Origin of the sequence: Ochrobactrum sp. XJ1, assembly GCF_024701725.1 — a bacterium.
Lineage (GTDB): Bacteria > Pseudomonadota > Alphaproteobacteria > Rhizobiales > Rhizobiaceae > Brucella > Brucella anthropi.
On the sequence record NZ_VDGD01000044.1, the window covers coordinates 1 to 5,174 of the forward strand.

Below are 5,174 nucleotides of genomic sequence, written 5' to 3' on the forward strand. Positions count from 1 at the left end.
AGCCGCGATATGCTGGCGGGCCTTTGCGAGCTTTTCTGGTGTCACGACCGCCTGGCGACCACCGCGCCGGCCCCGTTCCTCTGCGGCTTGCAGACCGGCGCGGGTTCTTTCCCGGATGAGATCACGCTCGAATTGAGCCAGCGCGCCAAACAGATGAAAGACCAAACGACCGCCGGGCGTAGTTGTGTCGATGTTTTCGGTGATGGATCGGAAGCCAACGCCCTTGGCTTCCAGCTCGGTGATGATGTCGATCAGGTGCTTCATTGATCGACCGAGACGATCGAGTTTCCAGACCGTCAGCGTGTCGCCCTCCCGAGCATAGCGAATAGCTTCCGTCAGTCCTGGTCGGTCGGTTTTCACACCCGATGCTTTGTCCTCGAATAGCTTTTCGCAGCCAGCCTTGCGCAATGCGTCGAGTTGCAGTGCGGTATCCTGGTCTTCGGTAGAGACTCTTGCATAGCCTATGGCAGTCATGAGACACGATTTGTCCGTTTTCTTGTTAAATGCGGACAATGTCCGATTTCCCGTCGAGTAACAAGCTTTGCGGACAAAATCTGTGGACACCGCAAAACGTCCGTTTGTCGGACACGCATTTTCCAGTTCGCTGCACTCTCTCCAACGAATCTGGAAGATCAGAGAATGGCGCGAAGAGTATTACTGAGCGAAGCATGGTGGCGACAGGCGACAACCATCCCGGTTGACGAAAGGGAAATCGCCAAACATTACACGCTGGATCGATCGGAACTCGACCTGATCATGCGGCAGAACAAAGCCTCGAATCGGCTGGGCCTCGCCTGTGTTCTGGCCACACTGCGTTATCCTGGCCGACCGCTAGCGGATGGCGAAATCCTGCCGTCTGGCGTCTTGCGGTTTCTGGCGCGGCAGATCGGCGTCGATCATCGTGAGATCGATCGTTATTTCGAACGGTCGCAGACCCGACGCGAGCATCTCGCGCTGCTTGTCGATCGAATGCAGATGCGCCCTTTTGTCCCTGCAGATGTGCGGATACTGACCGGTTGGCTGACGCCTGCCGCACAAACCATGCGCCAGGCCGATGTATTGGCAGATATGGTAGTGGAGGAACTGCGACGTCGGAGAACTCTCCTGCCGACGCGCGCGGCGCTCGAAGCTATCATTCATGTGGCGATCAGGCGCGGCATTCGGATTGCTCATCGGGCCTTGGCGGGCGGGATGTCAGAAGGCCAGAAGCTCGATCTGGACAAGCTTCTCGACCCGCGTGAGGGGACGAGCGTGACCGTCCTTGCCTGGGCAAGAACACCGGCATTATCGCCAGCCGCGGTCAATCTCGACAGGATTGCCGAGCGCATTCGCTTTCTGCGGTCTCTGAACCTGCCGATGACGTTGATGGAGCGCATTCCGGCCAAGGTCTTTGACGAATTCGCGGCAGAGGGGACACGAATGAGCGCGCAGCATCTGCGCGACCTCAATCCCGAACGCCGGCATGCCGTCCTGGCTGCGACGGTGCTCCACCTTTCCCACCATCTCACCGACTGCACCATTGACATGTTCAAGAAACTCATGGGAATCCTGACGCGGCGAGCCGATAACCAGGCCGCCGCTCGCGTCATCCGATCCGTCCGCGACGTGCAGAAGCCATTGAAGGACGTTTCGAAGGTTTGCCATGCGATCATCGAGGCGAGGGACAAAGGCGAGGATATCGCCAAAGCGCTCGAACGGGTCATCCAATGGCCGGCCTTTACGACCAGTGTCCAGGCGGTCGATATGCTGATCGCTCCGGATGTCATCGACGGCAAAATCGAAATGCTCCTGCGCTATCCGACGATCCGGAAACTGGCACCGCAATTCCTGTCGACACTCGTGTTCCGCGGTCACGCCGTGGCGGCGAACCTCCTGCGGGCGCTATCCGTGATCGCGGATCTCTACCACAAGGGCAAACGGGCGATACCGGACAAGGCACCGATCTCCTTCGCGCCGAAAAGCTGGATGCCTCTCATACTACAGGATGGTAAGATCGATCGCAGGGCCTATGAACTCTGCCTGTTCAGCGAACTGAAACGCCGGCTCGATGCCGGCGATGTCTGGGTAGAAGGGGCCAAGCGCTTCCAATCCTTCGAAAGCTTCCTTATCCCCACGCCGACATTCGAACTGATGCGCGAGGAAGGGCCGCTCCCGGTCGCAGTCGATACCGACGTGGAAACTTACCTCAGCCAGCAGCGCCAGATCCTGAACGGCGGGCTGGCCGACCTTTCCCGTCTGGCCGTAGCCGGCGAACTCGACGATGTCGAACTGACCGGAGCGGGGTTCAGCGTCACGCCGCACAAGGCAATGTTTCCAGACATCGCCAAGTCGCTGAAGCGACAAGTGGAAAGCCGTCTGCCTGCGATCCGCATCACTGACCTTTTGCTAGAGGTTGATGCCCGCACGGGATTTTCGAACGCCTTCACCCATCTGCGCAGTGGTCGAACGGCCGACAACAAGCTTGCGCTCCTCACCGCCATCTTGGCGGACGGCATCAATCTCGGTCTCACCAGAATGGCGGACGTTTCTCCCGGGAACACGATGCGCCAACTCGCCTGGGCGCACGACTGGCATATTCGCGAAGAAGGCTACACCGCCGCACATGCCGTTCTTGTCAACGCCCAGAGGCAATTGCCTCTCGCAAGCTTGTGGGGTGACGGAACAACTTCTTCCTCAGATGGCCAGTATTTTCCGGCGGGCGGACACGCCGAGGCGATCGGCGATCTCAACGCCCGCTATGGCCCGAATCCCGGCGCCAAATTCTATCGCTTCACCTCAGACCAGTATGGCGCTTTCCATATCATCGCCATGAATGCCAACGCCAGCGAAGCAATCTACGTCCTTGACGGTCTGCTCTATCATGGCAGCGACCTCGCCATCGAAACCCACTATGTCGATACAGGCGGGGTCAGCGACATGAGCTTCGCTCTTTGCCATCTGGTGGGGTTCCAGCTTGTGCCCCGGCTACGTGGTCTCAAGGATCGCAGACTTTATCTCTTTCCTGGCGACACGCCTCCCGAAAATCTGGCGTCGCTCGTCGGCGAACCCATCAACGTCGAGCGGATCAAGGCAAACTGGAACGATATTCTGCGGCTGGTCACGACGATCCGTTCCGGTCAGGTTCGGCCTTCAACCCTGCTGGCCAAGCTTTCCGCATTCCCGCGTCAGAACGGACTGGCGCTGGCGCTACGGGATCTTGGGCGCATCAATCGGTCCATCTTTCTGCCCCAGTGGTGGCAGAACCCCGAAATGCGCAGGAACGCGACTGCCGGCCTCAACAAGAGCGAATCCCAGAACACCTTGGCCCGCGCGCTGTTCTTCAACCGTCTCGGAGAATTGCGGGACAGGACCTTCGAGAGCCAGTTCTATCGGGCGTCCGGGCTGAACCTGCTCATCAATGCCATCGTCTACTGGAATACGCTCTATCTCGAACCGGCTTTCGCCGAGCTCAATCGAGAAGGCATTCCCACGCCGCCCGACGTGATCAAACACGTCACCCCGCTCGGGTGGCAGCATATCAGTCTCACCGGCGATTACATCTGGACCCCGACGGATAGCGCCGATCTCAGGCCACTGCGGCGCGAAACATCCATTCTCGCTGCGTGACCACCCCATGTTCTCAAACGTCGGACAGATCCATCACTTCGTGGCGTGACACCTTCTCGGAAGCGTGTTGCCCACTATAATGATATAGTGTACTCCCCTATATCATTATGAAGGAGTTTTGGCGATGAGTTCATCCCACGGGCATGCGCATGACCACACCCACCCGCACGATCATGGCCGTTCGCTCGACGCCGCCCATGAGCATTTCTTCCTTGGCGACAACCACGACCGGAACGAGCGGCGCACGTGGCTGGTGATCGCGATCACCGCGACCATGATGGTGGTGGAGATCGTCGCGGGTAATATGTTCGGGTCGATGGCTCTGACGGCGGACGGCTGGCATATGTCCACCCATGCCGCTGCCCTCCTCATCGCTGCGCTGGCCTATCTCTACGCCCGCAAGCACGCCAGTAACCGCCGCTTTTCCTTTGGCACCGGCAAGCTCGGAGACCTCGCAGGCTTTGCGAGTGCCGTGGTGCTGGCGCTGATCGCGCTGCTGATCGGCTGGGAGAGTTTCCTGCGCTTCCAATCACCCGTCGCGATCAATTTCAAGGAAGCCATTATGGTGGCTGTCGTCGGCCTGATTGTGAACCTTGTGTGCGCGTGGCTTCTTAAGGACGACCACCAACACGGGCATGACCATGGCCACGGGCACGCGGCAGGGAAGGATCAAAACCTTCGCGCCGCCTATGTCCACGTGCTGGCTGATGCCCTGACCTCCGTTCTGGCGATTGCCGCGCTAGTCTTCGGCAGCCTCTACGGCTGGCTATGGCTTGATCCGGCAATCGGCATTGTCGGAGCCATCGTGATCGCCCGTTGGTCGTGGGGGCTGATCCGCGACGCAGGCGGTGTGCTTCTCGACTACATTCCGCAGGGCGAAGACCTGCCGGAGGAAATTCAGGAGATCATCGTCAAAGAAGGCGCTGAGATCGTTGATCTTCACATCTGGCAGCTCGGACCTGGCCACCATGGCGCGATCGTCTCGATTGTAGCCGATCACCCTCAAACGCCGTCATACTACCGCGCAAAACTTGCCGCCATCCATGATTTGTCACATGTGACGGTGGAGGTCGAAGCTCGCGCGGCCTAGCCATCAACCGTTGCATCCGAGGAGTATCCGCATGACCCACACCATCCGCGAGAAGCAAAAGCTAATCAACCGCGTACGCCGTATTCGCGGGCAGATGGAAGGCATCGAGCGGATGCTTGATGAGGAAAAGGGCTGCGTCGAGGTCATGCAGTCGATCGCCGGAGCACGGGGTGCGATGAACGGCCTCATGGGCGAGGTGATTGAAGACCACATCCGCATGCACCTTGTCGCAGAGGGGCTTACCCAGAAGGAACGAGATGAAGGCGCGGCCGAACTGATCGACGTCGTCCGCGCCTATCTCAAATAAGGTTCGTAATGAAGAATGACTCGCCCTGCACCGATGTCTGTCGCTTCGACCCACGCAACAAATGGTGCTTGGGCTGCGGCCGGACGGCCGATGAAATCAAGGCTTGGTGCAAACTGTCGCCCTACCACCGCACGACCCTATCGACCGAGTTGAAACGGCGCATGAAGCGCC

The 5,174-nt window shown here is 59.1% G+C and carries 5 protein-coding genes; 4 read left to right on the forward strand and 1 reads right to left on the reverse strand.

All coding sequences use genetic code 11. The annotated features are described in order from the left end of the window. The coding region (locus FG152_RS26930; RefSeq protein WP_498989421.1) for a recombinase family protein at window positions 1–474 on the reverse strand (474 nt) is incomplete at its 3' end. Between the two features lie 165 nt (window positions 475–639). Here FG152_RS26930 and FG152_RS26935 point away from each other — a divergent pair. From FG152_RS26935 to FG152_RS26950, 4 genes are all read left to right on the forward strand, one after another. Then, window positions 640–3,606: a Tn3 family transposase gene (locus FG152_RS26935; RefSeq protein ID WP_259030759.1), complete on the forward strand. Its 2,967-nt coding sequence runs from the start codon at window positions 640–642 to the stop codon at window positions 3,604–3,606. 124 nt (window positions 3,607–3,730) lie between these two features. After that, window positions 3,731–4,696, forward strand: coding sequence for a CDF family Co(II)/Ni(II) efflux transporter DmeF (dmeF, locus tag FG152_RS26940; RefSeq protein ID WP_094574555.1), 966 nt, complete (start codon window positions 3,731–3,733; stop codon window positions 4,694–4,696). Between the two features lie 31 nt (window positions 4,697–4,727). Then, entirely contained in the window at window positions 4,728–5,003 is a 276-nt protein-coding gene (locus tag FG152_RS26945; protein ID WP_094574557.1) for a metal/formaldehyde-sensitive transcriptional repressor, read from the forward strand. Between the two features lie 8 nt (window positions 5,004–5,011). Beyond that, on the forward strand, window positions 5,012–5,174 hold a 163-nt coding region (locus FG152_RS26950; protein ID WP_498989423.1), incomplete at its 3' end, for a DUF1289 domain-containing protein.